Consider the following 26,134-nt stretch of genomic DNA (forward strand, 5'->3'; position numbering starts at 1 on the left):
TAATCGTTACTACCGCGTGGTTATTTGGAGTTGTCCCCTTTGCCCCAACGCTTTTTTTCTCTTCTTTCTAACTGGACTATCTGACCGTTATGCACCGATATCTCCAGTGATCCGTATTGGATCTGTGCCAGTTGCCGTCTGATTTCGGCAAGCACGTCGTCATCCACCTTATGCTCGTGAATCGATGGAATGTCGTGATGATGATGTGCCATCTCTACCTCGCAATAAATAAAACCAAGCGTGTTACTTACGGCTGAATTGCTGATCTGCGATAAGTTGCCTAGCGACGGTGGCCATACTAATCAGTGATTTTTAATTCTAAAAATACCGTTTATTCATTAGCTTATAACTTTCAAAATTTGCCGATTTTGGAATAAGCTCATAAAAAACGATTATTTTTCGCACAGCACAAAAGCTATTAAGCTGGCCCCCATATCAAATTGGAGTCACGCTTATGCCATCCCATCACAATGTTTATTTGCCGCGTGCGGTAGAAAATTTTCCAGTTGTTATAGTGCCGGGCCTGCGCAATAGCGATGAAAATCACTGGCAAAGTTTGTGGCAAGCGCGCTTGCCTAACAGCAAACGTATTCATGTAAATGATTGGAATACACCTGACCTCGCCGCATGGCGTGCCGGCATAAAAGCAGAACTAGATAAACTCGATCAACCGGCAGTATTAATTGCGCACAGCTTTGGCACTTTAGCGAGCGCAGCTATTGCCGCGGAATTCCCGGAAAAAGTAGCAGCATTATTTTTAGTGGCGCCGGCTGACCCTAATAAATTTGGTATTGCTGAACAATTACCGCAAGATTTTTTAGCGGTGGATGCAAAAGTAATTGCCAGCAGCGACGATCCCTGGATGACAGAAACCAAAGCGGCTTTTTGGGCGTTGACCTGGGGTGCAGATTATTTGCGAATTAAAAATGTTGGCCACATTAACAGCGAATCGAAACTTGGTTTGTGGCAAGAAGGCGTGACTTTATTACATCAATTAGTTCGCAAAGCGAAAGTGAATTTGCAGCATAAAAATCTTGCCGCTTGATTTTTTAAGAAGGGGAATCGTCATGCTCGCTCGCGCAACGCAGATGACGATTCCATGAAAATTTATAGTTAGCTACAATCCCAACTCACTCAACCCGGGATGATCATCTGGCCGTCGACCCTGCGGCCAATAAAATTTTCTCTCGCTCTCAACAATCGCTAAATCATTAATACTCGCATAACGTTTCTGCATCAAGCCCTGCTCATTAAATTCCCAGTTTTCATTGCCATAAGAGCGGAACCAATCACCAGCCTCGTTGTGCCATTCATAAGCAAAACGCACGGCGATACGATTCCCTTCAAACGCCCATAGCTCTTTAATCAAGCGATATTCTTTTTCTTTCGCCCATTTACGCGTAAGAAACTCCACAATTTGTTCACGCCCCTGCGGAAATTCATTACGATTTCGCCATTGGCTATCGGGTGTATAAGCAAGTGAAACTTTAACAGGATCGCGATTATTCCAACCATCTTCTGCAGCACGGACTTTTTGAATTGCAGTTTCGCGGGTGAATGGAGGAAAGGGAGGGCGTGATTCAGGCATGTTTTGATCCTTTAATGTTTAATTGCTTATTTAAATATATTTCGCCCTCTTGGGCGAGTCACTTTTCGTTGCTTGTCCAACGAAAAGTAACCAAAAGAAAGACACCCCGATCGTTCCTGTTTCCTGCGCGCTTCAGAAAATGGCTGTCGTTCCGACGCGACATCCATGTCGCGTAGTCACTAAAACAAACTTCCTGTTTGTTTTACACCCATTTTCTTCCAGTGCTCGGGGAACTCACAGGGGCCCGTTTTGGTGCCACTCGATAATTAACTTTGCAATTCAATTCCAGCCATAGAAACAAACCCATCCAACTTTTCAATTCTCCCCAGCCATTTTCTAATCGCAGGAAAGTCAGCAAGATCAACTTTGCCTTCATTAGCGAGTGCTATGTATGGATAAACCGCAATATCCGCAATCGTTAAATTATCAGTGGCCAGCCAATCCTTGTGCGCGAGCTGTGCCTCTAAAATATTTAATAAATTTTGTGTAATCTGATTTGCAGCTTCCAGGTTAATGGCGCGACCCAATTTATGATGCGCGCGCAGTGCCGCAGGTCCATGTGCAATTTCGTTGGCCGCTGTCGACAACCACTGTGTTATTTCTGCCGCTTGCACCGCATCATTGGGAAACCATTTTTCTTCACCGTATGCTCTTGCCAGATAAACTAAAATCGCTTGACTATCGCGAATAATTAGATCCCCATCTTTTAATACGGGAACTTGCCCAAACGAATTTTTCGCTAAAAATTCCGCCGACTTTTGTTCACGTTCCGTGCGATTAAGCTCAATACTTTGATAGGAAATATTTAACAGCGACAAAAGCAAACGTACTTTGTGGCAGTTGCCGGAAATATCAAATTCGTATAATTCAATCATAATCAGTTACTCTTGTTTTCCATGTTCATAATAGGCAAGCCTTGTTTTTAGTTGCTCAATTTCGTCAACCAATGGCTGCACCGCTTCTCTAATTTCATCTTGCGTAAAACGCGGGGTAATATATTTGGAACAATTCCATTCCAATGCCTCTATGTGAATAATAAAAGCGCGCTCCGCAATAATCCCCAAGCTTTGATCGTTCAACTGATTGAACAGCTCCGGATTTTCACCTTCATGCACAATGCTTGCACGCCCCCAAATTTTTAACCGGCGACGATTGGCGTAATCCATTAAAAATAAACATACGCGTTCATTTGCATTGATATTGCCGACACTCAAGTATTGGCGATTCCCACGGTAGTCCGCGTAACCCAAAGTTCGCTCGTTCAAAATTTTTACAAATCCCACCGGCCCACCGCGATGCTGCACATAAGGCCAGGCATTTTCGCCAACGGAAGCCATGTAAAAGCTGTCGCGCGTGCGAATGAATTCTGCATCCATCGCCGTGATGCTATTGCGTTGATCGGGCGATAGCTCAAACCGCCTGTTCTGTTCCCGGCTGGCATAGCGCTCCTGCGCCGCCAGTACGCTCGGAGTAAAAGTAATATCTGCAAACGCCCGCGACATATCCACCTCACTGCAAACCTTTACGACATATTGCCAACAGCCACTAAAATAAAGAATACTTGGAAAAAGCAATTCATTATTTTTAAAACAGGAATAATCAGTGGATCGATATACCGAATTACAGGTTTTTGTTGCGGTTGCTGAAAGTGAAGGCTTCGCAGTAGGCGCGCGTAAGCTGGGAATATCCCCACCTGTTGCCACGCGGGCAGTGGCTGATTTGGAAGCGCGCTTGGGTATAAAACTCTTAACCCGTAGCACACGCCATGTGCGGGTAACCGATGCCGGCAAGCGCTATTTGGATGACGCCAAACGCATACTTCTGGATATTGCCGAAGCTGACGAAGCCGCAACTGGTATTAATGGCGAACCCAGCGGACATTTGGCCGTTACTGCCCCGGTGTTATTCGGCAAAATGTTTGTACTACCGGGCGTGATCGAATTTTTAAATCGCTATCCAAAAATGGAAGTGAATGCCCTCTTTTTGGACCGCGTAGTAAATTTATTAGAAGAGGGGTTGGATGTAGGAATTCGAATTGGCGATTTGGCAGATTCAAGCATGCGCGCAATTCGTGTGGGCGCGGTGAAACGAATCGTTTGCGCGTCACCCGAATACATAAAACGTGCCGGTACACCACAGCATCCAGATGAATTACTTCAACACACCATCATCACTGCCAATGGATTAAATGCGAGTACCGAGTGGAAATTTAAAGATGGAATTAATATCCGTGTAAAACCGCGTTTAAGTTTCGCCACTAATGATGCGGCCATGGAAGCCGCCATTGCCGGGTTTGGAATTACACGTTTACTGTCTTACCAAATAGCTCCGCAATTAGCAGACGGACGATTAAACGTTTTGTTAGCGGACTTTGAACAAACCAAAATTCCCATCCACGTTATTCACCGCGAGGGTCGTTATGCCTCTGCTAAAATTCGCAGCTTTGTTGATTTAATGGTTGAACAATTGCGCAACAATCCCTCGCTAAATAGTGAAGCTTGATTACCATGTCAGGCTTCAACCTATCTCACATTCGCATATATAAGATAAATATGCGCGTATTTGAAAATAATCAATTCACGTAAATTTATATTAGTTTGGTAGATTTCTCGCAGCGCAATGCCTAAAATGCGCGGCCTTGCTATGGGAGCAAGGATCTTTAATTAGAATGGAGTTTGTATGAGAAAGCACGCGTTAGTTTTGGGATTGTTGGCCGCAGTAGCATTACCTGCAGCAGCTGATGGTTTTTATATTTACGGTGACCTTGGCCAAAGCAAATTTTCTGGCGACACCGATGAAACCGATACCGCAGCCGCACTTGGTCTTGGTTACAAGTTAAACAACAATTTCAGTTTGGAATTGGGCTACCATGATCTTGGTGGTATAGATATTTCTGAAACTATGTACTACCCAGGTGTGGGCAACGTAGATGTTGATGGCTCTGTTGACGCAAGTGCGGTGCAAGTGAGCGCTCTGGCAAAATTGCCATTGAATGATTCATTTGATTTATTTGCTCGCTTGGGTTACGGACGCATTAAGCTTGATGCAACCGCTACTGCTTCTGCTCAAGGTGTAACCGGAACTGAAAGCGATTCAGCTTCTGAAAACAAACCAGTTTACGGTGTGGGCGCCGGCTACAAACTCAACGAAAAAGTTGGTTTGCGTGCTGAATATATCAAGTTCGGTGATACTGATATTTCTTCATTCACCCTTGGTGTAAGTTACGCTTTCTAAGTAATATTGAAACGCCGGGAAGCATATCTTCCCGGCGTATTCTGCAAAGTCCTCAATAAAATTAAAGTTCTTCCGCAAGTATTAAAAAGACCACGTCAATTTTCCAAAAATACTGCGCTCTATTTCTGCCGCATTAATATCATCTGCCGCACCAAATTCGCGATGGCGTTTATCTAATAAATTTTGGCCAACCAAATTGAAACGCAGATTTTTTGTAAGCTGTCCACCGAGGTTTATATCCAAGCGGGTGTAATCATCTACGTTACCGCCAGGTAATTTATCTACATGTGCTGCCCAGCCATCTAAAGTCCAATTACCGGTAATATTCCAAAACACTTTTATTCCGGCTTGATGTTTTGGATAGAGTAGTTCCGCACTTTCCTGCTCGGAATTGAGCGCAGTTACTGCCAAGCGCAAATAGGTGTAGTTGAGTGCTATTTTTAAATTTGAATTTACTGACCAATTAAATGCTGCTTCCGCGCCGCGGGATTTCCCTGTCATATCGTTAGTAAATTTTATTGGAATTAATATATGTAAAGGATCTACACCATTATTAATTAATTGCACAGGCTGAACACTAGTCGTGGCCAAATAATCATAATCGTTGTAAAAAGTTGCTACATCAGCCGACAAAGTAGGTGTAATTTGTTGACGATAGCCTAACTCATAGGCCGTTAATTTTTCTGATTTAAAATCATCATTGGGAACAAATGCGGCACGCGCATTGGCTGCCGTTAACAGTGTACTGGTGAGATCTTCTTCCACAGGCGTAGGGGTGCGCACAGCGCGCGACACAGAAGCCCACAGAGTTTGCGTTTGATTAGGATGCCATTGCAAACGCACATTGGGTTGAACTTCAAAACCGGAAAAATCATTGTGTTCAAATTTTGAACCTAGCGTTAAAAACCAACGCTCAGGAGCAAGTGTAATTTTGTCTTGCACAAATGCATTGTACAAATTGCTGTGAAGTTGCTTAGGCGAAAATGAAACGTTCCTGTTGCCCGTTTTATCATCTGCCATAAAACGTATACCGGCACCTGTTATTAATTCGTGCGCGCCCATAGCCGCAAAATTGTATTGTGCCTCCAGATCATAGGTTGTGCGATTATCAATGAAATTTAGCGGCTCATCGCGGCGAGCCCAATCAATATAAGATTGCACACTAAATTGTGCGCCGTTATCGCGAATCTCTGTCCAGCGACCGAGAAGGTTAACACCTTCATAAACAATCTCTTGGTTTGTGACGGCTGCGTAAGGTGGTGTTAAAGAAAAATTGGGTTTGCGTTGTAAGGTATTGGTGCGATATGCATCGCCTTGCAAGGTAAATTTATCACTCCAATCGACGCGGAAGCCCGTGCGCACTCCATCCCACTTATCGTAAGCATCACCACCTGCGGGACTGTGCGAAGCATCGCGGCGAAACGCTTTGGCATATACACGGTAGGCACCATCATTATCCAGAGCTCCACCATGGCGCACAGCTAAATTGGTTTCCTCATTGCCACCGAGCGCGCTGACAATATTGTCCTTAGTATCGCGCGTGTGTTTGGTGATGATATTGATAACGCCATTTACTGCATTGGCGCCCCACAGAGTGCCGCCGGGACCGCGTACAACTTCTATGCGGTCTATATCAGCCAGAACTAAATTTTGCGCTTCCCACAGCACACCGCCAAACACAGGGTTGTAAATACTGCGTCCATCAATAAGCACTAATAATTTGTTGGTCAGGGTACTGTTGAAACCACGAATACTTATCGCCCAGCTATTGGAATCTGAACGCGCAACATCAACGCCTGGCACCATTCGCAAAGCATCAGGAATACTGGTGACGCCAGCGCGTAAAATATCTTCATTAGTCACTACATAAACGGCAGCGGGGGCAGCTGCTACAGTTTCAACTTTTTTGGAGACGCTCAACACTTTGGTATCGAGCAATTGTTCGAGGGTAAGGTCAAAATAGTTATTGGATTCCAATCCATAAGCAGGCCACACAAGGCCGCAGGAGCTGGCTAACAAACCTGCCCTATATATCCGTACGAATTTTTTTGGCGCAATTTTCCGTATTTTCACTACAACATCTCCGAAAACAATATATGCACTCTACGTAGTCCATAAAGAGTAGCTTATATTTTTTGCGTCGGTAGATATGATCGCGCCAATATCAAACTGGTTTACTGCAAATACTTATGAAAATTAAGGTTATTTAACTCCTTATTTAAGCGAGTATTGTGCGCGCAATTTCTCGCTTGTTTCATAGGCATCATAGGTATTATCCAGCGCAGGGCGAACACCTTTGCCCAATTTTATTTCCAACACTGCTGTTGTATCTTCAACTTTGCCCATATCGTCCATTGTCGAACCGGACAAGCTTTGAACTTCGTCGCGGCAGGTCAGCAGTCCACATCTGCGTGTGACAAGCTGGCGGGAACCAATATCACGCGCACCAAACTTTTCTTCTGGCCCGGTAAAACTATCGCGCTTAAGCACCTGAAACCAATCAAAGCCCTCGTTAGTGGTAATATCAGCAGCGCGTAATAAAGCATAATCATTCGCTCTTTTCGCGTTGCCTGATATTTTAAATTCCACACGATACAGGTTATTTGCGAGTGCAATTTCCTTGTAACCAAAACCAGCATTGGTTGCGGGTTTGTAGGCAGATTTCGGCTGGCTTGCACAAGCGCTCAGCAAGATTGCAAACAATACTAGCGAAAATAATTTTAATGATTTCATAAATTCCACCTGCTAATTGTTACTTAACCCAATGCTGGTTTATGGCTGCTGATTCAGCTTGCGCATCAAAAAAATCGCCACTCGCCATTTGTTCAATTTTTTCATCCAAAACTGAGCCACCACTGGCCGTTTGATATTCACCGGAATTTTGAATTTTTTCTACTGCAACACTTTCAGATAGTTTCCAACTGCCTTTTGTTCTGCACGCAATATTTTCCGATGCACTTTCTTTGTCAGTCATTGCAAACTGCCGGCAGTAGTCACCCGCTTTATTGATGAAGGTCAAACGCGGTTTTATATAAATACCTTCACTGGATAATTGTTCTACTCCGCTAGCGTTATGTTCCAGAATGTTTGCAATAGATTGCCATTCACCGCTGCCCTGCGTTGGCAATTGGGTAATACCGAATGCAACGACGAAGGCGAAGCTTGCTGCTATGGCGATATTACGCTGTATATTTTCCTGAAATTTTTTCAGCACCGGAAATGCGATAATTTTTGCTGTGGTTTTTTCTTCTGCTAACAATTGAGTGACTGCTTTTGGCAGGGGGCGTGTATCTATAGACGCGTAGCTTGCTGCAACAACCTGATCCACAATGGCTAGATCAGCTAGCCGATTCGCCAGGTTTTCATCTTCAATTAATTGCTCGCGAATAAGTTCCATTTCAGCTTCGGGTAATTCCGCATCTAAAAATGCGGAGAGCTGTTCATCGCTTATGTTCACATTTTGCTGGTTCATGCGTTTATCTCCGCGGAGGAGCTGTTTAAAAATTGGCTAAGTGCGATGCGCGCACGCGCGAGCCTGCTCATCACAGTACCCATGGGAATGCTCAAGGTTTCTGCCACTTCTTTGTAAGACATTCCCTGCACGGCCACCAGGGCTAGAATTGAGCGCTGCTCTTCCGGCAATTGATCCATAGCCGTATTGACCTGACCCAAAGTGATTTGGTTGTAAATAATATTTTCACCGTCAACCGTTGGCTCTTCCAATTCAGGCAACTGTGACGCGTTATGGCGAATTTTGCGCGCGCGATATTCATCAATCCAGATGTTACGACATACGCGGAAAGCCCATTTGGCGAGCTCTACATCCTCAGGAACGCCACGGCTCAATATGCGCTCAATGGTGGTTTGCAATAGGTCATCGGCGTCGGGGGCGGAACCCGTAAGCGAATAGGCGAAACGCCGGATCATGGGCATTAATGCTGTAAGTTCTTGTTTCATAGTTGTCATCTTAACGTTGGCCACACGAGCATTTTGCCCGATTTTATATTAAGACGATTCAGCCCAAAGTTTATTCCCGACCAGCGGGAATTTTTTACTTGCTGAAACGTTTTCAGGTTAAGGCAGGCTTTATTTATATCGACGGCGATCTTTTTAACTGAAAGCGATCCTTTTAACAAAGACGCGCTGGTTTTTGTAGTAAATTATGTTTAATGACGATGGGTGATCCACATGCGAAAATTCTATTTTAGCGTCCTCTTACTGGCAACAATGCAGCAACCAGCACAGGCGCAATTGCTTAATACCCAAGGGGTGCTGAACCAAATTAACGTCACGAATCGACAGCTGGAAGCAACTACCGAGCAAATTCAGCGGAAAACCGAGCGCGACTTGCAACGACTCAAACCCCCAATCGATTCCACGCTTGAAAAGTTAACCGATACAACTAATAAGCTGGTCGATCCTTTAGTCAAACTCCCGCAGCAACTACCGATTTTAAATCGTGTGGGTCAACCCCTATTTGTGGATGTGGAAGTAGAAAATGGCTGGCGTGCCATACAACGCGAATGGTTGATTATGGTGAACGAAAGCGAGCTGGCAAGTTTGCAGCAATTGCCGATTACGGTAGTGGAAAAAACACGTTTTGATGAATTGGAAATGACGTTGGTGCGTTTTCATGTGCCTGCTGAACTGGATTCACTCGCAGCCTTAAAAAAACAACTTGCACCTGAATTAGTCGCACGTCTGGATCGCAACCACATTTATGCTGCACAAGCAGACGCCTCAACAAACACGTCTGAAACTCAATTAACCAAGGGCTCTGCATGTGAGGCGCCAATTAAAATTGGCATGATTGATACCGCTATTAAAATGGATCACCCAGCGTTTTCTTTGGCGAGATCGTCATCACATATTATTACGCGAAATTTTTTAGACGAAACCCTGGCACAGCCGGACGCGCACGGAACAGCAGTTGCAGGTTTACTCATTGGCAACAACGCTGAACTAAAACCTTTACTCCCTAACGCAAACTTATATGCGGCTTCCGTTTTTTATGCGCGCAATGATTATGCGCAAGGTGCAACCATGATGAATTTGGTGCGCGCCTTAAATTGGTTGCTGGCAGAAAATGTCAGCGTGATTAACATGAGCCTTGCGGGTCCCGACAACCAGATACTTGCAGCGGCGATTGCAAAAACTATTAACAATGGAAAAATTCTTGTTGCCGCTGCTGGTAACGAAGGGCCTGCTGCGCCGGCAATGTATCCTGCTGCTTATGCAAATGTGATTGCAGTGACGGCGGTAGACCGCGATCAAAAAATTTATCGTTGGGCAAATCGCGGTGCGCATATTTACTTCGCTGCACCTGGTGTATCTGTTTTAACAGCGCGCAGCAACGGAGGCTTGGGAAGGGAAAGCGGAACTTCAATGGCTGCGCCAGTTATATCTGCATTAGTGAGCTGTGTTTTCACAAAAACCAATTCAGCTTCGGTAGCATTAAAAATTTTGCAAGAACAAGCCATTGATTTAGGTGAGCCTGGTCGCGATAATATTTTTGGTTACGGTTTGCTGAGGTAAAAAATGCTTTGTAATAAAGGGCAAGCCCGCATTTAAAAGCGGGCTTTGATGGCAATGGAAGCGCGTGTGTCTGAATAATCTGCCGATGCGAAATTAGAATTATATTTTCCATGTTCCACTTTTGTTTCTATAGAAACTCTGGGCGTTAAAGAAACCTCCCAATTGATATCTACCGCATGACCTGAATCGTAACGCTCTGCTTTAATCTCTGGCGTAATACCTGAATAATCTTTCGTCGTATAACGCCAACCCAATTGCAGTTTATTATCCTTGCCTAGCGCTGTGAACTTATGTGAGGCTTTGGCTTTGTAGGTCACACCCTGATAATCAAATTGTTTTGCACGAGCATTTTCCTTTTCTTTGTTTACACCAATATTTACGAAGGTTTTTCCGTCATTAAAGAAAACGAAAGCATCACCCGAATAACCATTATTTTTTGCGTTGCGGTCGGATAATTTCGCGAATTGTTTATCTTGCGAGTTAACGGCAGCGCGCAAGTAAATTGTGTTGTTAATCAATTTTGAAATGTACAAACTGGTTTGGTGTAAATCCAAAAAATCGCTGCCGTCCAACTGTGCTTTAGCAAAGTGATGACTGGCACCTGCGGTCAGCAGGCTAAATTCGTAATTGGCATCCGCATACAGCTGGTGGATTGCCAAGTCAAATTCATTGTGATTTTGGTATGTTTTGCTGGTAAATGCGTAGCCACCACTCAGGTTTAATTTTTCAGCAGGCTTCCCACTCGCATCCACTTTGGCATTTAATAGAAGTGCGGTATCGCTTTCATTAGAGTTTTTATCCAGCTCAACTATGTTGAGGTTTGAATCCTGCTCGGCACCAGCGCTCACCTCAAAATCTACATTGGCCGCTACAGCGCAAAAAGGTTGTGCGCAGAGCGCCATACCACCAAACGAAAATGCAATTAAACGAGAAAGTAATTTTTTTTGCGTAAGGTTTTTCATAATAATCTCCCCGGAAAAAATCGCCGGCATTTGCATGCCGGCTCACAGACTTACAAACCAAGACCAATATTTTGTGTCAGGCTATTGGTAACTGAGTTGGTAACGGATGATTGAACTGCTTTACCAATTTCTTGAGTCACCGCGGTATTAACTTGATTGGTGACTTGACTGGTAACCTGGCTCGCTACTTCCTGATTCAAGGCACTATTGGTTGCTGAAGTTACACTATCAGTTACGCCGGCTTTAACTGCTTCATTAAGTGCAGTGGAAGTTGAAGCTTGCACGTCGCGCAAATTTTCAGTGGCAGAAGCCAATGTAGTTTGTGCATGGGCTGTTACGCTATTCGCCGTAACTTGCGCAAAATCGGCCTGGCTTTTAATCGCATTGGTTACAGAGGCAGTTTCTTTATTGGAAATACTCACTGCACTTTTTACACCGCTATCCAAACCAGCGCTGAGCGATTGCACTTGTTGTGAAATTTTTCCATCGGTAGTTTGGGTTAACTGTGTTGATGCGGAAGTGGCTTGAGTTGTGGTTGAAGATGTTTGTGTGTTTGCATTTTGATTGGCGGCTTGCCCAGTGGTAGTAGGAGCTGTTTGTGCTGCACCAGTGGAATTGCTGGCAGTAGGTGCTGCAGTGGAGGTGCTGCTCGCGGGTGTTGCAGCTGCTGGCGTTGTAGCAGGCTTAGTGAGAGAGAGATTTAATTGGTTTTGCGCAGAATTTTGAGTTTGAGTTGAACTGGTTAAATTGCCAGATTCAGTTTTTACCTGAGTGGATGCTTGCGAATTAGCGCTGTTGTTTGCACTAACACTGGCAGAACTTGGTGGCACTTCCGCCCAAGTTAATGCTGACGCCAAAGAGCAAGCAGTAAACAACAAAGATGTTTTAGTAATAAGTTTGGTCATGATGAAATCCTCAATAAGTTAGTTAACCGGGTTATGCAACCGTGCTTTTTTTGCAGCGGTTTCCTTGTTAACGATTGAGGATTGGATTTATTCCCAAACTTTTAAAAATTTTTAAGCGCAGCCAAATCTTGTGACTGACATCACATATAAACACTTATAGAAAAGATTTCTCGCGGATTTGTATCAGTCAACTTGCGGAATTGCACAATCGCCCTGGTCGCTGCTGTAAGGTGAGTTCAAACAGATAAGCTTACGTTTTTTTAAATCCAGCTTGGCTAGGTGCTGCGCGTGATGTTTTGCGAATATTTGGTTAAATTCGCCGTTAACCTGCATTTTTTGCAAACCCAGTTTCAAACGTTGTGCAAGTTCTGGTGTTTTTTTGCTGACATAAAAATACATCGGATAGTGATAATAAATAAGCAAGTGGGAATCTATCGCCAAAAAAGGATACTCAGTGATTTTACTGTGGTAAACCTCTTCGATTTCATCAATCCCTAAGGGAATACAATCAAAGCGTCGGGCACCGAGCATCTTGAACAGGGCATCGAAACTGGGAGCATCAACTTCTATGAGCCGATTAGTTTTATAAATTTCACGATCAGGCCACTGCGCCTGCCCAAATTTTATTTTGTCAAAGCTAAGGCGGTCGGTCACAAATTCCAGTCCGGGCAATTCGTTTTTATTAATCAGGCAAGCGCGATAACCCAAGAGGCCTTTTAAAATATCAATAGGGATCATCACCGCATTAGCTCTGGAAATCGGTGTGCCGGGCGAGGCCCAAAGCAAATTTATTTGTTTACCTTCGCCCAGTAATTGGGCGTAACGAATGGAGGTGCTTTGGGAGTTAAAAGGCTGGTATTGGTAATCGCCAAATTCCGTGCGGGTGAGTTCAAGCGCGCGGTCAATTAATTGGTAACGGTAGGCATAGTGAGCGTCAAAATCGTCCAGTTTTAAATAGCTCACCACCATGGGCCCAGCACTGTTTTGAGGGGACGATACATAAGTCACATCCTCTGCGGCGCACGCCAGCTTGCAAGCGATAAGCGCCATTATGAGGGTGTAAATTTTACTCGTTAGACGGTCCATAATTATTCTCGGCTGATCCTAACTTAAGTCTAGTTGTTTGCTTTGTCTTTGCCCACAATTCAAGGCAATAAATCAGCATTCCATACGCCCTTGCCTTGGCTCGCGCTTAGCCGAATGCGAGTTCAGAAAAACGATCACGGCCGCTGACCCATTCAACTCTGGCGATCCCTTCTGTTAAAAAAATCTGTTGAACGATGCAACCTATTTGCATTTTGCATCATCTAACAGCGACCTAATTTTATTTAAGGGATTCTAATGTCTAAATTCTTCATTACCGTCTTCTGCTCCTTAATTTTATCCGCTCACTGCTTTGCACAGACTAATCCAGCGAGCGATGCACCCTCCAGCAATCTTGACGCAGTGGACGAAATTTTAATTATTGGCGAACAACCTGGCCCAAGTTTATGGAGGGTCTATAAGGGCGATAACGTACTTTGGATTCTGGGAACCTTCGGCCCATTGCCGAAAAAATTGCAATGGCGGTCAAAGCAGGCCGAAGATGCGATTATCAATTCCCAGGAAGTTTTTATGCCGCCTGGTGCACATGCAAAAATTGGATTCTTTAGCCAGTTAGCGCTTTTACCTTCCGTTATTGGCCTTAAAAAAAGCCCCGATGGTTTGACCCTGGAGGAAAAAGTTCCGGCCGATGTTTATGAACGCTGGCTCAGCCTTAAAGAAAAATACATTGGCAAGGATAAAGCCGTAGAAAAATATCGCCCTATTTTTGCGGGCCATGAACTGCTTGAAACTGCGCAAAAAAAGGCAGGTTTCGATGATGAAGATATGATCGTGAAACGCGTGCAGGAGCTCGCCAAAAAACACAAAATTAAAGTGACCACGCCCACTTACGAATTTACCGTGGAAGCACCGCGCCAAACGCTCAAGCGTTTCAAACAAACTGAAATGGATGATGTGCCCTGCTTTACCAAAATGGTCGATCACCTGGCCAAAGATCTGAACAATATGCGCTTGCGCGCCAATGCCTGGGCAACGGGTGATCTTGCTGCACTCGCGGACTTACCCATTACCGACCCCGGTAGCGAATGTTGGGATGCTTTTATGAAATCATCTTTTGCAGAACAAGAAGGCATGAAGGACTTGCCCGCAAAGGTGGAAGCGGAATGGTATGCACGAATCGATGAAGCACTCACCAATAACACCTCGAGTTTTGCTTTGGTACCCACGCTGGAAATGCTAAAAAAGGACAATGTAATGGCAAAGCTGCAAGCCAAAGGTTATCGCATTGAAGGTTTTGGTTTTGACGCCTTAAAGCCCGACTAAGAGCGCTGAAAATAGCGGGCAATTCGCAAAAAATATATTTGCAGTTTGCGACTTGCCACCACTCATTTTTAAAAATTTTGCCTGCTACAATCGCCGCTCAACTTCAATATCCAGGGTGGGTTTTATGGTGGCGGCAAGAGTGGCGGCAGTTGGTGCTTTGATTGGTAAAGGACTAAAGAAGGGCTTGGCAGCTTTGCAATGGCTGGCGCGCGGGCTCTTCGGTGAAATGCATTGGAATCTGCCACCCTGGATGCGCTGGAGCGGTAACCACCTCACTAATGCTGGCGCTCTCATCAAACGCAAACCCAAAGCGAGCATGGCAGGCTTTGCCGCTTTAGTTGCATTAACCGCTGGCGGTCTTTTCGCCTACCAATGGTATAAACATTTACCCAAACCTGTTTACCCCCAGTGCGAAGTCAGCGCACCCGCGTTAACTACTTATCCCGACGACAAACAAAAAATTCATCCATTGGTTCTCAAATGCAATGAATCAATCGCACCGCTGGAAGCCGTGGGAAAACCTGTCGCAAAAGGTGTGACTTTAAAACCGAAAATTGCGGGCCAGTGGGTATGGGAAAATGATCGCAAGTTGGTGTTCACGCCCGCCGCAGATTGGCCAGTGGGGCAAAGGTTTGATCTTGGTCTTGCCAAAGATAAATTGCTTGCCTCGCAAGTGCGGTTGGAAAAATACGATTACGAATTTAAAACCGCACCCTTCACCGTACAAATTACTGAAAACCAGTTCTACCAGGACCCTACTGATCCAGCCCAGAAAAAACTGGTGGCTAACGTGCATTTTAGCCACAGCGTTAATACCGAAGAATTTGAAAAACACGTTCAGCTTTCCTTAGCGAAAGACGCAGCCTTTTTAGGTTTAAGTAACGACTCAACGGGTTTTACCGTTAATTACGACAAACTAAAACTCAATGCTTACATCCATTCGCACAGCTTAAGTTTGCCGCGCGAAGACACCCCCATGACGCTCACCTTGAAAAAGGGCATTCACGCCAGCCGCGGTGGCGATGGTACCAGCGACGATCTAAGCAGCAATATCACCATTCCGGGTCGCTACAGTTTGCGTTTTAATAATTTCGGTATGATTTTGGCGGACAACGAAAAACTGGAGCCGGAACAAGTACTGATTTTTAACAGCAACGCACCCGTGACCGACAGCAGCCTCGATAAAAAAATCAAAGCCTGGGTGCTACCCGAATTTCATCCTGACGAAAAAATCCAGATTTCACGCAAGTATCCGTTTAATTGGCGCAGTGATTATGTGGATCAAAAAATTCTCGCGGGCGCAGAACCTTTACCCTTAAATTTATTACCTAGCGATGATTCGCAACAGGCGCTGCATAGCTATCAATTTAAAGCGCCGGTCGGGCGTTATATTTACGTAGAAGTTGCGCCCGGCATTATCGCTGTGGGCGGCACCCAATCTCCACAGGCCAGTGTTGAGGTGTTCCGCGTAAAACCCTATGAAAGTTCGCTCAAATTGTTGGGCGATGGTGTGATTCTAGGCTTGAATGGTGAGCGCAAAATCGGTTTTGTCAGCCGTGCGCTAGACGCCGTGGAATTGGAAGTTGGCCGCTTACTGCCCAACCAGCTACACCAGTTATTGGCGCAAACCGGCGGCGAATTAAATATTCCCGGCGACTATGAAGGTTGGCAGGAAGACCGCATCGTAGAGCGTTTTTCTGAGGTTCGCCCCACGCTAGGTAACGCACCCGGCAAACCGGTTTACGACAATCTTGATTTGAGCGGTTACTTCAAATCCGATAGCCCCGGTCATTCCAAATTGGGCATATTCCTGGTGCGCTCCAAAGGTTTAACCCTGAATGACCAAACCAAAAAGGGCTCGCAAACTCGCAAGGATTACAACAATACCGATAAGCGCGATGGCCGCCTCTTGCTGGTGACCGATCTGGGTATTTTGGTTAAAACCAACAAAGACGGTAGCCAAAATGTCTACGTGCAATCCATTTCAAAAGGTGAGCCAGTTGCTGGCGCGCGGGTGGAGTTGATTGGCCGCAACGGCCTTGCGCTGGAAACGCGCACTACAGATGCCAGCGGTAAGGTCGAGCTGCCCAAGTTTTCAGATCAGTATCGCCGCGAAAAAACACCGCTGTTGATTCTGGCTCGCCACGACGAGGATATGTCCTTCCTGCCTTACAACAACTACAGCCGCCGCCTGAATTTCTCGCGCTTTGATACGGGCGGAGTGGACACTGAAATCGACCCTAACAGTTTGAGCAGCTACATCTTTAGCGACCGCGGTTTGTACCGCCCCGGCGAAGAAATTCATTTGGGCAATATTGTGCGCACCCAGGATTGGAAAAGTGCGCTGGAAGGCGTACCGCTAGAATTGGAAATACTCGACCCACGCGGTATGCAGGCTTATCGTCAGGCGTTTAATGCTAAAGCGACCGGCTTCAACGAATTCAGTTGGAAGCCATCGGTGAGTGCGCCAACGGGTACTTATAGCGCTATGGTTTATCTGGTGAAAAGCGGGCATCGCGACCGCATGTTAGGCAGCACGACCATTAAGGTTCAAGAGTTTGAGCCGGATCGTTTGAAAGTTACCGCGAGCCTATCCGAGCAACCCGTCACTGGCTGGCTCAACCCCGATAAAGTGAAAGCTAACGTCCAGGCCATGAACCTGTTCGGCACGCCCGCCGCTAATCGACGCGTGGCGGCGTCCATGACCTTGTCGCCCACGGTACCGAGTTTTGCCGGCTACGCGGACTACAAATTCTACGACCCCAACAAGTTTAATGAAGGCTCTGAACAAGCCCTGCCCGATGGGAAAACTGACGATAAAGGTCAGGCCACATTTGACCTAAGCCTTAACCGTTTTGCTAAAGCGACCTACCGTCTCTCCATTTTGGCCCGTGTATTTGAACCCGAGGGCGGGCGCAACGTCGCCGCTGTAAGCGATGTCTTGGTTTCCAGTTCGGCCTATTTGGTCGGCGTGAAAAAGACAGACGCGGACTTAAGCTTCATCACCAAATCCAGCAAACAATCCAGCCAATGGATTGCCCTTAACCCCGAATTAAAAGGCCAGCAAGTCGATGGTTTGACCCTGGAATGGGTACAACGCAAATATGTGTCGGTGCTGATGAAACAAGACAACGGCACTTATAGATACCAATCACGGTTAAAAGAAACCCTGCGCGATTCGCACCCGCAAAGCCTTGCGGCCAAAGGATCTGACATTAGTTTACCCACAGACGAACCGGGCGATTTCGCATTGGTGCTGCGCAACGCAGAGGGCCAGGAACTCAACCGTTTAAGTTATTCGGTGATTGGCCAGGGCAACCTCAGCCGTTCGCTGGAGCGCAACGCTGAACTGCAACTCAAGCTCAATAAAACCGAGTACTCACCTGGCGATAGCATTGAGATTTCCATCCAGGCACCCTACACAGGCGCGGGTTTAATTACCCTTGAGCGCGATAAGGTTTTCGCACACCAGTGGTTCAAAACCGATACCACCAGCTCGGTGCAACACATCACTATTCCCGCCAACTTTGAAGGCAACGGCTATGTGACCGTGCAATTTGTGCGCTCGTTAAATTCTGAAGAAGTTTTTACCAGCCCACTCTCTTACGGCGCCTTGCCGTTCAAGATGTCGCTAGCACCGCGCACGCAAGTGCTCATGCTTAAAGCGCCCGAGTTGATTAAACCCGGGGAGACTTTAGAGCTGGAATTACAGGCGCCGACCGCCAGCCAAGCCGTTATCTACGCGGTAGATGAAGGCATACTCCAGGTTGCCCGTTACAAGGCACCTGATCCGCTCGCCTTCTTCTTCCAGAAGAGCCGGTTGGAAGTGGATTCCAGCCAAATCCTGGATTTGATCCTGCCGGAATTCAGCCAGCTGTTGAAAGCCTCCGCACCCGGCGGTGACGGTGACGGCGCGCTTGGCCGCAACCTCAACCCCTTCAAAAACAAACGCAAAGCCCCTGCGGTTTATTGGTCGGGCTTGGTGGATGTAAGCCCATCCGGAACCAAAGTCAGTTACAAAGTGCCGGACTACTTCAACGGTAAACTCCATCTGTTCGCCGTGTCGGTTGACCACGACACCATTGGCGTAACCGAAGGTGGCGCAGAGGTGCGCGGCGACTTGATCATCACCCCCAATGTGCCGGTAATGCTAGCGCCGGGCGATGAAGTGGATGTGAGTTTTGGCCTCGCCAACAACCTGAAGGCGGGTTCCGGCAAAGTCGATATCAGCCTCAAAACATCGGCTAACATCGAAGTCGTGGGCGATGCCAAACAAAGCCTGGATATCGCAGCCGGTAAAGAAGGCCAAGGCAGTTTCCACATACGTGCGAAAGATACACCCGGCGCAGCAACCCTGACTTTTGTAGCGACGACCGGCGCCGCAAAAGCGCAATTAGAGGAAGGTTTGAGTGTGCGCCCGGCTGCGCCCTATCGCACCGCAATAACCACTGGCCGCACCGAGAGCGATAAAAAGCAGCTGTTGCTGACCCGCAAGCTTTACGATCCTTTCCGTACCGTAAATGTGACTGCGGCTTACACACCCTTGGCCTGGGCGAGTGGTTTGCAACAATACCTGAACGATTATCCCTATTCCTGTACTGAGCAGTTAGTGAGTATGGGCTTGCCCGCTTTGCTCTTCAGCCAGCATCCTGACCTTGGCCAACTCAAGGGCAATGGCTCGGTGAATGGTGTTATCCAAATGCTGCAAGGGCGCCAAAATGAGGAAGGTGCATTTGGTCTCTGGTCGGCCAGCACCCGTGTCGCCAACTGGCCTTCGCTCTGGGCCATTCACTATATGATTGAAGCTAAGGATCGCAATCAGCAGGTACCCCTCGGCCTATTCAACCGTTCGCAAGTGTGGCTCCACAGCATGGCACAACCTTGGGGCAACAACATGGATGAGATGCGCCAGCGCGCTTACGCCATCTACCTGCTTAGCCGTTTAGGCGTGCAAACCGGTAGTTTGTTAAGCAGCCTGCAACAGGAACTCAACTCTCGCTATCAGGATGTCTGGCCAACCGATATCACTGCTGCTTATATATCTGCCAGCCAGCACTTACTACAGCAGGTAAGTCTGGCCCAAAAGACCATCAAAACTGTGCCTTGGAATAACAAGACCTATAGCAGCGACGTCTATTACGACGCTTTGGGTCACCAATCACAATTGCTTTATATCTACGCACGACACTTTCCCGAAGCCCTGTCGAAAATCCCCACTACGGTCCTGGACGACATGGGTCAACGCCTTAGCAACCGCGAGTATTCAAGCCTGAGTGCAGCCTATCTGCTATTGGCACTGACCCAATACGGCGAAGCCGCTGCAGATCATGTCACCCAACCGGTGAAGATAAGCGCTATAAACCTTAACGATGCCCTGCAAGCTTTAGCCAGCTCAAGTAATCTTTTAAAGAAAGCTGATATCCCCCAAAACACCAAAGGCGTGCAGTTGAACCAGGACACCAAGCTACCGCTCTTTTATAGCCTAGTTGAAAGTGGGTTTGATCAACAAAGCGCAAACCTGCCCGAAGTAAAACAAGGACTGGAAATCCAGCGTGAATACCTGGACACCACCGGTAAGCCTTTGGAGCAAATCAAAGTTGGCGAAGAGTTCCTGGTACGCCTGCGCCTGCGCACTATGAATAAAGATTATCTTAGCCAGGTCGCAGTGGTAGATCTCTTGCCCGGCGGCGTAGAACCCGTTATCAACCGCATGGTTTTGCCCACGCCCGCCCGTGTTAATGAGGAAAGCGAAGAGCAAGTAGCTAACGAGGGGGACGAAAATGTTGAAGGCGAAGGCGATATGGAAGGCCAAGAGGAAGGTGATCAGGCGGTTGAAGACTCCGGCGAGGACGAAGGCTCTGGCGATACACCTTTAGATCCTGATGGCGCTGCCACCACGGTCTATTACATTCCCGGCTTTAGCGGCGAACCCGGGCAATCCACCTGGCAAGCCGACTTTGCCGATTTGCGCGATGACCGCGTGGTAGTTTACGGTCACCTCACCAAAGATATGGTGACCTTCACCTACCGCGTGCGCGCCACCAACACAGGCTCATACCAAACCCCGGCAGCTTACGCCGAGGCCATGTACGAACCCAATTTGTTCGCACGCACCAAAGCCAGCAAGTTTAAGGTTGTGAAGCCTTAAGCAAGGCAAGCTCGCGCCCAAACGCTCATGGGCGCGCGAATCATTAATCTAAAAATTATTTCAGAGGCACCGTGGACGATAAAACATTACAGAGTTTGCAAGCGGTTTTTACAGCAAATCCAACACCGGAATTAGCACAGATTATTGCGCTGCAACTCTCTGCGCGCGGCGATTATGAAACTGCTACAACCTATTTAACGCACTTAACCAACACCATTTCGGGTGAGGACGGAACCCGGCTTGGTGAAGCGGCGCTCAAGGCCGGTGCCTACACCAGTGCGTTACAATTTCTTAACCAGGATGAACTTGACCATGCGTTATTGATTGTTCGCTGCAAATTGGAGCTGGGAGACTTAGACTCAGCACAAGCAAGCTACAAACAATTATTACAGGAACATCCACATTGCGAATCAGCTGAACTCAATCGCCGTTTAAAATTATCGGCAGATAAAGAGCCGGTAAAATTGCGGGTTATTGAAAAAGCCGAGCCCGCCGAAAGTTTTGAACTCTTACAATTTAAGCGCCCTACTACCAATTTCTCTGATGTTGTTGGTTTGGAGGAGGTAAAAAAACAAATCCATAAAAAAATTATTCTTCCCTTCCAAAAACCATCCTTGTTCCAGCGTTTTAAAAAGAAAGTTGGCGGCGGCATTTTACTTTATGGTCCACCGGGTTGCGGCAAAACATTATTAGCGCGCGCAACGGCCGGTGAATGCAAAGCGGCATTTTTTAATATTGAAATTTCCGATGTACTGGATATGTATATTGGTGAATCCGAACAAAAACTGCGTGCTATTTTTGAAAAAGCACGCAGCCAAACACCCAGTGTTATTTTCTTTGATGAACTGGAAGCTCTTGCAGGCAAACGCGAGCACACGCGTAACAGTTCACAAGCCAATACGGTGAGCCAATTTCTAACCGAGCTGGATGGTTTTGCGCAAAATAACGAAGGCGTTTTAATTCTGGGCTCCACCAACGTACCTTGGGCTTTGGACTCCGCCTTTTTGCGTCCCGGCCGTTTTGATCGCATGTTTTTTGTGCCGCCGCCAGATAAGGTTGCGCGCAAAGCCATTCTTGAACATCACATGCAAGATCGCCCCAATGCAGGCGATATACAATTTGATGTCATCGCCAACAAAACCTCCGGTTACTCCGGCGCAGACTTGGCTAACCTGGTGGAAATGGCAGCCGATGAAGCTATTGACAGCACCATTACCATCGGAGAAGAAACCGCAATTTCCATGCAACATTTTAGTGAAGCCTTGTCGGACTCGCGCTCGTCAACTACCGAATGGTTAACCACAGCGAGAAACTATGCGCGCTACGCCAATGACGGCGGTCGCTACGATGATGTATTGGAATTTATCAATAAACACGGGAAATAAATCTTGTCTACTTACCGCATTATCGACGAACCCAAAGTCAAAATAGACCAGCAACTGATTGTAAATCCGGTGGTGATTCTATTTGCCGCCATGCTGGTTCCCCTATTTGTCACCATTCCTTTCCATGGAAAATTCTGGCTGCCTTTTATTTGGCTAATCATGAATGCTTACTTCTTGGGATCACCTACTTTTTGGCGGGAATTTTGTTATTCGCTGATAGGTCTGTTTGCAATTGCCGGAGTTTTCATAGGTTTTGGTTACGGGATAAAAACAGAAGTGATTACGTCGCCCAATAAACTTGCACCCTATATGCGAGTATTAGTGAATGCCATTTATTTTATTGCGCTCTACTTGGTGGTATTTACCCAGTCGGTGCCATTTTCTGTCTACGAATATGTAAAACAGCAGGGCCGCCATGAATAACGATTATAAGTACGAACAAGTATGGCGACACATTGCGCACGGTCAGTTACCCAATGCAATTGAGTTGCTTAAAGAGCTGTTAGCCAATGAACCCAACTCAGCTACATACCACGGTGTGCTCGCCTATTGTTTGCTATTGCAAATGCGCATCCATGCTGCCGAATACGAATTAAAAATTGCCTTGCAGCTGGAGCCCAATACGCCTTTTTTCCACCTTGTGTATGCACGTATTTTTTATTTGCAAAATAAAGTCAAACAAGCACTGGCCGCCTGCGATCAAGCTTTGCAGCTCGATCCGGAAAATGTGGATGTATTTGAATTAAAGTCAGATATTTTATTGGCCAATAAACATTTCAAAGAAGCTTTCGAATATATCCAGAAAATATCAGAGCTGAATCCCGACAGCGTAAAAACTGCTTTTGCTTTTGCAAATTATTACTTCCAAACCGGTGACAATGTTAAAGCCATGGGATTTACCCGCGCCGCCTTGGGATTAGATGCACAACATCAACACGCCAATGTGCTTATGGGGCGTTTGCAATTGATAGACGGCAACATTGCCGAGGCCGAATATCACGCCCGCCTTACCATTATGCTGAACCCTAGCTCGCGCGAAGCTCTGTCATTGTTTGCCGATGTAAAAGCCAGGAAAAGTATTTTTCTAGGCCTCTGGTGGAAGTTTAATAACTGGATTTCACGCATGAAACCCGTCAATCAGGTAGGCGTGTTAATTTTTGGTTATGTATTTTTTAACTTGCTCTCAAATATTGTTTTCGATTTGGGTTACACCAGCGCGTCTAGCGTTGTGGATTACGCTTGGCTGGCAATTGTGGTTTATTCCTGGATTGCAATTCCAATCTATCAGCGCATGCTCAATAAAGAGATAGAAACATTTTCGTTTAGGTCTGACTACTAGATGAATGCACTTATAAAAAAAATAACATGGCTGTTGAAAATGTTCGCGCTTGTTTTGCTCAGTTGTGCGCAAACCAGTTTCGCCCATCAAGTTGATGAATTCAAAGAACAGGCAAAACAAGGGAGCTGGTTGGCGTTGTTTGAGTTAGGTGCAACCTATTACGCGGGTAAAAATTTACCTGCAGATAAATCCCAAATTCTTGCCCATTACACCAAAGCCGCCAATAGCGGCGATAAAAATGCCCAGTTCACCCTGGGCCTTATTTATGCTGAAGGTAAAATTGTGCCGCAAGATTATGTGCAAACCTTGCATTGGTACACCAAAGCGGCGGAACAAGGCGACTCCAACGCGCAATTTAATCTGGGTTTGATGTATCACTTTGGTAAAGGCACGGCGGTGGATTATCCCCAAGCCATCGCCTGGTATGCTAAAGCCGCTAATCAAGGCGACTTAAAAGCCCAGTTGAATCTCGGTAGTTTATTTTTCCGCGGCGATAAGATTACGCAAGATTATAGCCAGGCAATTTACTGGTACACTAAGGCCGCGCAACAGGGCGACGCCAAAGCCCAAACCTATGTCGGCATCGCTTATTACGATGGCGCAGGAGTCGCAAAGGATTTTAAACTCGCGTTGGAGTGGTTGCGAAAAGCGGCCCTTCAGAATTCTAAAAATGCGCAATTGGTGATTGGCTTTATCTACGCAAATGCCAATGGGGTTAATCGCTCGGATGTTGTAGCACTAGCAGCCCTGGATGCCGCCGATATAAAAGACAGCGCCAGTGATCGTGAAAAACTGGTTAAGCGTATGGCGCCTAAAGATATAGAAACCGCCGAAAGCCTTAAACTGGAAATGATCAAACCTAATAATTTTATCAAAGCATTGGATGATTATTTACAACAACATCCCCTCTAAAGCTTTTTGCTTAAGGACGCAACCATGTCTTTGCAAGATCCGGAATTTGAAAACTTTAAAAAGGCCTACCAGGAGGGCAATTTTAACTATGCGTTGCATAGCTTAAAAAAGCTTTTGGTGACCTATCCGAACTCTTTTGCCCTGCGCTGGCATCACGCCAAGGTGTTGGAAAAACTGGAGCGATTTACTGAAGCGCGAGTTGCCGTTGGTAAGGTTCTAAAGCTGCGTAGCGATTTTGTGCCCGCACTGATCATGCAAGTGCAACTCGATTTTCACCAGGGTTCTGATGAGAGCGACGACCTGGACGAGTTTGATGAGGAACCAGTTCTGAGCGAACACGCGCGCTTTAACCTCATTGAACAGCGGCTCTACAAAATTTTGAGCATCGACCCCAATGCAGTGGATGCCCTGCACATGCTCTCCGGTTTATTGCGCGGGCACGAAGGCGATGCACATGTGGTGAAAGCCAATCAACTCTTGAACCGCGCAATCAGCCTCGCGCCCGAACGCGTAGATTTATTGGAAGACCGCGGCAACAGTTTATTGGGTAGCGCCATTGTTCAAGATGGCGATACCACCAACTCTATTAATATCGTCAGCACCTTTTCCGGCATGCGCTACAAACGCGACCAAATGGAGTTGGCCTTATCTGACTTTCACACCTGCTACCAAATTACCAGCGAACATCGTTTTGGTTTAAGGGTCGCTTCGATTCTGCATGATTTGGGTCGTTTCAATGAAGCCTTGGCCGCTTACGATAAGGTGCTTGCAAATGTGTCTGCCGATGATCCTTATCGCTCAATCATTATCGAGCGCCGTGCACGTTCGGAAAATAACGGCGGTGGTGAACGCGAACAAATGGCGCAACTACTGGAGTCAGCCATAGCAGACAGCGGCAAAGACCGCAGCCTGGAAGAAGATAATGTCGCCCAAGCCCTACTGAGTGCGGCCAATGCGGTGCGTAGCGGCAAGTCGGTCAGCGATGCGCTTGACGAGCGCTTGTCGGACGACCCCGATGACAACATGGCTACCAACATCGCCGCGCAAATTCTCAACGTGGCCAACGAGCCACCGCCCAATTTAGTCGCGGTAGATCCCAAGGATTTTCCAAGCTACCAACAAAAATTTATTGCCCGGTGCAAGCGCGACCTGGAGGCGCAGGGCCTGCAACACGTGGCAGACGCCGAAGCCGAAGGTATGCGCATGATGTTGGGCAGCCGCGTGTTGCTTAGCTTTTATGCGGACGCCGAAGGCGAAATGGGCGTTGCGGCTTTTTGTATGAAGCCTAAAAAGCCCAACCCGCTCGCCATTTTGTTCTTGCTAATGACGGGCAAATGGAAATTGGTGGGCACTCTATTCAAAGTGAATACACTGGTGGAGTGCGTTAGCCAGTTTTCCAACGGCGACTACCTCAACACCCAATATTTCAGCGTGTCGCCTTTTGAATATGGACCCCCTATCTATATTGAAAAGCTATCGCCCAAAGTTTCCATTGCAGGATTGGTAGCGCGCCATCAAGAGCGCCTGGAAGACCATAAACTCGCTCATCCCAGTATAGTCACCATGCAAGCGCTGGACTTAGCCGGAATGGAAGAACGATGGGTAAACGGCCAAGCCGTTAAACGCGCCTACCGGCAATCCATTGGTTACATCACCGAGCCAGAACTAAAACAATTATTAGGCGCTTACTACGATAAATTCGCCGATAAAGTACGCGCGAAACTTAAGGTTTTAGCGGCGGATCTTTAATCACCTACCG

Annotated in this window: 22 protein-coding genes; 11 read left to right on the forward strand and 11 right to left on the reverse strand. The window is 46.7% G+C overall.

Features of this window, described 5'->3' with window-relative positions:
• Positions 1-20 precede the first annotated feature (20 nt).
• On the reverse strand, positions 21-212 hold the full coding sequence (locus IE104_RS15255; protein ID WP_189420084.1) for a YezD family protein: 192 nt from the start codon (positions 210-212) through the stop codon (positions 21-23).
• A gap of 242 nt (positions 213-454) precedes the next feature.
• Here IE104_RS15255 and IE104_RS15260 point away from each other — a divergent pair, with 242 nt between their 5' ends.
• Positions 455-1,045, forward strand: a complete 591-nt coding sequence (locus IE104_RS15260; protein WP_229837985.1) for an RBBP9/YdeN family alpha/beta hydrolase — start codon at positions 455-457, stop codon at positions 1,043-1,045.
• Between the two features lie 72 nt (positions 1,046-1,117).
• Here the strand turns inward: IE104_RS15260 and IE104_RS15265 are convergent, their stop codons facing one another.
• From IE104_RS15265 to IE104_RS15275, 3 genes are all read right to left on the reverse strand, one after another.
• A complete protein-coding gene (locus tag IE104_RS15265; protein WP_189420085.1) occupies positions 1,118-1,588 on the reverse strand; it encodes a nuclear transport factor 2 family protein in 471 nt (156 codons plus the stop codon).
• 266 nt (positions 1,589-1,854) lie between these two features.
• Entirely contained in the window at positions 1,855-2,463 is a 609-nt protein-coding gene (locus IE104_RS15270; protein ID WP_189420087.1) for a glutathione S-transferase family protein, read from the reverse strand.
• Positions 2,464-2,469: 6 nt separating this feature from the next.
• Positions 2,470-3,090 (reverse strand): pyridoxamine 5'-phosphate oxidase family protein, encoded by a 621-nt coding sequence (locus IE104_RS15275; protein WP_189420089.1) that lies wholly within the window; start codon positions 3,088-3,090, stop codon positions 2,470-2,472.
• A gap of 100 nt (positions 3,091-3,190) precedes the next feature.
• Here IE104_RS15275 and IE104_RS15280 point away from each other — a divergent pair, with 100 nt between their 5' ends.
• Positions 3,191-4,090: a LysR family transcriptional regulator gene (locus IE104_RS15280; RefSeq protein WP_189420091.1), complete on the forward strand. Its 900-nt coding sequence runs from the start codon at positions 3,191-3,193 to the stop codon at positions 4,088-4,090.
• 177 nt (positions 4,091-4,267) lie between these two features.
• The gene (locus IE104_RS15285; protein ID WP_189420093.1) at positions 4,268-4,822 is read left to right on the forward strand and encodes an outer membrane beta-barrel protein; all 555 of its coding nucleotides are present in this window, start codon (positions 4,268-4,270) and stop codon (positions 4,820-4,822) included.
• Positions 4,823-4,903: 81 nt separating this feature from the next.
• Here IE104_RS15285 and IE104_RS15290 read toward each other — a convergent pair whose 3' ends face one another.
• The 4 genes from IE104_RS15290 to IE104_RS15305 form a co-directional block, all read right to left on the reverse strand.
• Positions 4,904-6,895, reverse strand: a complete 1,992-nt coding sequence (locus tag IE104_RS15290; RefSeq protein ID WP_189420095.1) for a TonB-dependent receptor plug domain-containing protein — start codon at positions 6,893-6,895, stop codon at positions 4,904-4,906.
• Between the two features lie 141 nt (positions 6,896-7,036).
• Positions 7,037-7,555 carry a CC0125/CC1285 family lipoprotein gene (locus IE104_RS15295; protein ID WP_189420097.1) on the reverse strand — a complete coding sequence of 173 codons (519 nt, stop codon included), beginning with the start codon at positions 7,553-7,555 and terminating at the stop codon, positions 7,037-7,039.
• Positions 7,556-7,574: 19 nt separating this feature from the next.
• On the reverse strand, positions 7,575-8,294 hold the full coding sequence (locus IE104_RS15300) for an anti-sigma factor family protein (protein ID WP_189420099.1): 720 nt from the start codon (positions 8,292-8,294) through the stop codon (positions 7,575-7,577).
• Entirely contained in the window at positions 8,291-8,779 is a 489-nt protein-coding gene (locus tag IE104_RS15305; protein ID WP_189420101.1) for an RNA polymerase sigma factor, read from the reverse strand. Before IE104_RS15305 ends, IE104_RS15300 begins: the two co-directional genes overlap by 4 nt.
• Positions 8,780-9,010: 231 nt before the next feature.
• On the opposite strand from IE104_RS15305, the gene IE104_RS15310 reads away from it, so the two are divergent.
• Entirely contained in the window at positions 9,011-10,357 is a 1,347-nt protein-coding gene (locus tag IE104_RS15310; RefSeq protein ID WP_189420103.1) for a S8 family serine peptidase, read from the forward strand.
• A gap of 32 nt (positions 10,358-10,389) precedes the next feature.
• Here the strand turns inward: IE104_RS15310 and IE104_RS15315 are convergent, their stop codons facing one another.
• From IE104_RS15315 to IE104_RS15325, 3 genes are all read right to left on the reverse strand, one after another.
• Positions 10,390-11,319, reverse strand: coding sequence for a hypothetical protein (locus IE104_RS15315; protein ID WP_189420105.1), 930 nt, complete (start codon positions 11,317-11,319; stop codon positions 10,390-10,392).
• Between the two features lie 50 nt (positions 11,320-11,369).
• Entirely contained in the window at positions 11,370-12,224 is an 855-nt protein-coding gene (locus IE104_RS15320) for a hypothetical protein (protein WP_189420107.1), read from the reverse strand.
• A gap of 183 nt (positions 12,225-12,407) precedes the next feature.
• Entirely contained in the window at positions 12,408-13,310 is a 903-nt protein-coding gene (locus IE104_RS15325) for a transporter substrate-binding domain-containing protein (RefSeq protein WP_189420108.1), read from the reverse strand.
• A gap of 255 nt (positions 13,311-13,565) precedes the next feature.
• On the opposite strand from IE104_RS15325, the gene IE104_RS15330 reads away from it, so the two are divergent.
• From IE104_RS15330 to IE104_RS15360, 7 genes are all read left to right on the forward strand, one after another.
• Positions 13,566-14,591: a TraB/GumN family protein gene (locus tag IE104_RS15330; RefSeq protein ID WP_189420110.1), complete on the forward strand. Its 1,026-nt coding sequence runs from the start codon at positions 13,566-13,568 to the stop codon at positions 14,589-14,591.
• Positions 14,592-14,715: 124 nt separating this feature from the next.
• Positions 14,716-20,739, forward strand: coding sequence for an alpha-2-macroglobulin family protein (locus tag IE104_RS15335; protein ID WP_189420112.1), 6,024 nt, complete (start codon positions 14,716-14,718; stop codon positions 20,737-20,739).
• A gap of 71 nt (positions 20,740-20,810) precedes the next feature.
• Entirely contained in the window at positions 20,811-22,124 is a 1,314-nt protein-coding gene (locus tag IE104_RS15340) for an ATP-binding protein (RefSeq protein ID WP_189420114.1), read from the forward strand.
• A gap of 3 nt (positions 22,125-22,127) precedes the next feature.
• Positions 22,128-22,547, forward strand: coding sequence for a hypothetical protein (locus tag IE104_RS15345; protein ID WP_189420116.1), 420 nt, complete (start codon positions 22,128-22,130; stop codon positions 22,545-22,547).
• Positions 22,540-23,463, forward strand: coding sequence for a tetratricopeptide repeat protein (locus IE104_RS15350; protein WP_189420118.1), 924 nt, complete (start codon positions 22,540-22,542; stop codon positions 23,461-23,463). The genes IE104_RS15345 and IE104_RS15350 overlap by 8 nt, the downstream gene beginning before the upstream one ends.
• A gap of 39 nt (positions 23,464-23,502) precedes the next feature.
• Entirely contained in the window at positions 23,503-24,375 is an 873-nt protein-coding gene (locus IE104_RS15355) for a tetratricopeptide repeat protein (RefSeq protein ID WP_189420120.1), read from the forward strand.
• Positions 24,376-24,399: 24 nt separating this feature from the next.
• Positions 24,400-26,124, forward strand: coding sequence for a tetratricopeptide repeat protein (locus IE104_RS15360; protein WP_189420122.1), 1,725 nt, complete (start codon positions 24,400-24,402; stop codon positions 26,122-26,124).
• Positions 26,125-26,134: the final 10 nt, after the last annotated feature.

Source organism: Cellvibrio zantedeschiae, assembly GCF_014652535.1.
Taxonomy (GTDB): Bacteria; Pseudomonadota; Gammaproteobacteria; order Pseudomonadales; family Cellvibrionaceae; genus Cellvibrio; species Cellvibrio zantedeschiae.

Excerpts from the sequence above, each read along its gene's own strand:
- IE104_RS15255 (WP_189420084.1), bottom strand. The coding sequence starts at position 212 with ATGGCACATCATCATCACGACATTCCATCGATTCACGAGCATAAGGTG.
- IE104_RS15260 (WP_229837985.1), top strand. The coding sequence starts at position 455 with ATGCCATCCCATCACAATGTTTATTTGCCGCGTGCGGTAGAAAATTTT.
- IE104_RS15265 (WP_189420085.1), bottom strand. The coding sequence starts at position 1,588 with ATGCCTGAATCACGCCCTCCCTTTCCTCCATTCACCCGCGAAACTGCA.
- IE104_RS15270 (WP_189420087.1), bottom strand. The coding sequence starts at position 2,463 with ATGATTGAATTATACGAATTTGATATTTCCGGCAACTGCCACAAAGTA.
- IE104_RS15275 (WP_189420089.1), bottom strand. The coding sequence starts at position 3,090 with ATGTCGCGGGCGTTTGCAGATATTACTTTTACTCCGAGCGTACTGGCG.
- IE104_RS15285 (WP_189420093.1), top strand. The coding sequence starts at position 4,268 with ATGAGAAAGCACGCGTTAGTTTTGGGATTGTTGGCCGCAGTAGCATTA.
- IE104_RS15295 (WP_189420097.1), bottom strand. The coding sequence starts at position 7,555 with ATGAAATCATTAAAATTATTTTCGCTAGTATTGTTTGCAATCTTGCTG.
- IE104_RS15300 (WP_189420099.1), bottom strand. The coding sequence starts at position 8,294 with ATGAACCAGCAAAATGTGAACATAAGCGATGAACAGCTCTCCGCATTT.
- IE104_RS15305 (WP_189420101.1), bottom strand. The coding sequence starts at position 8,779 with ATGAAACAAGAACTTACAGCATTAATGCCCATGATCCGGCGTTTCGCC.
- IE104_RS15310 (WP_189420103.1), top strand. The coding sequence starts at position 9,011 with ATGCGAAAATTCTATTTTAGCGTCCTCTTACTGGCAACAATGCAGCAA.
- IE104_RS15315 (WP_189420105.1), bottom strand. The coding sequence starts at position 11,319 with ATGAAAAACCTTACGCAAAAAAAATTACTTTCTCGTTTAATTGCATTT.
- IE104_RS15320 (WP_189420107.1), bottom strand. The coding sequence starts at position 12,224 with ATGACCAAACTTATTACTAAAACATCTTTGTTGTTTACTGCTTGCTCT.
- IE104_RS15325 (WP_189420108.1), bottom strand. The coding sequence starts at position 13,310 with ATGGACCGTCTAACGAGTAAAATTTACACCCTCATAATGGCGCTTATC.
- IE104_RS15330 (WP_189420110.1), top strand. The coding sequence starts at position 13,566 with ATGTCTAAATTCTTCATTACCGTCTTCTGCTCCTTAATTTTATCCGCT.
- IE104_RS15335 (WP_189420112.1), top strand. The coding sequence starts at position 14,716 with ATGGTGGCGGCAAGAGTGGCGGCAGTTGGTGCTTTGATTGGTAAAGGA.
- IE104_RS15350 (WP_189420118.1), top strand. The coding sequence starts at position 22,540 with ATGAATAACGATTATAAGTACGAACAAGTATGGCGACACATTGCGCAC.
- IE104_RS15355 (WP_189420120.1), top strand. The coding sequence starts at position 23,503 with ATGTTCGCGCTTGTTTTGCTCAGTTGTGCGCAAACCAGTTTCGCCCAT.
- IE104_RS15360 (WP_189420122.1), top strand. The coding sequence starts at position 24,400 with ATGTCTTTGCAAGATCCGGAATTTGAAAACTTTAAAAAGGCCTACCAG.